The organism is Cognatazoarcus halotolerans, from assembly GCF_009800965.1.
Classification (GTDB): Bacteria; Pseudomonadota; Gammaproteobacteria; order Burkholderiales; family Rhodocyclaceae; genus Cognatazoarcus; species Cognatazoarcus halotolerans.
Window position 1 is genome coordinate 1 of sequence record NZ_WUAF01000060.1, and the last position, 483, is coordinate 483.

General features: G+C 67.3%; 1 protein-coding gene. It reads right to left on the reverse strand.

What is annotated here, in order from left to right:
- Window positions 1–483, reverse strand: a 483-nt coding sequence (locus tag GQB03_RS22650) for a 3-hydroxyacyl-CoA dehydrogenase family protein (protein WP_235027188.1), incomplete at both ends; no start/stop codon positions are given.

Sequence of the window (483 nt, forward strand, 5' to 3'; positions counted from 1 at the left end):
GGTCGCGGTTCTTGAGGATCGCCGCCACTTCCGGCGCCACCTCGGCGGCGCTGGCGCGGTAGTCCTGCTGCGCGAGGTCGAGCACCATGATCTGCTTGCCCTGTTTGCGGTAGATGCCGGCGCGGGTTTTCTGGCCGAGTGCGCCCTTGTCGATCAGCGCTTTGAGCCACACCGGGCTCTTGAAATGGCGATGCCAGGGGTCATCGGGCAGGGTGGCGTCCATGGTGTTCACCACGTGCGCGAGGGTGTCGAGCCCGACCACGTCGGCGGTGCGGTAGGTGGCGCTCTTGGGGCGGCCGATGTTCGGGCCGGTGAGTGCGTCGACCTCGTCGAAGCCGAGCCCCATCTGGGCGGTATGGTGCATCACCGCGAGGATCGAGAACACGCCGACGCGGTTGGCGACGAAGTTGGGGGTATCGTGGGCGCGCACGATGCTCTTGCCGAGCCGGGTGGTGAGCCAGGCTTCGAGATCGTCGAGCATCG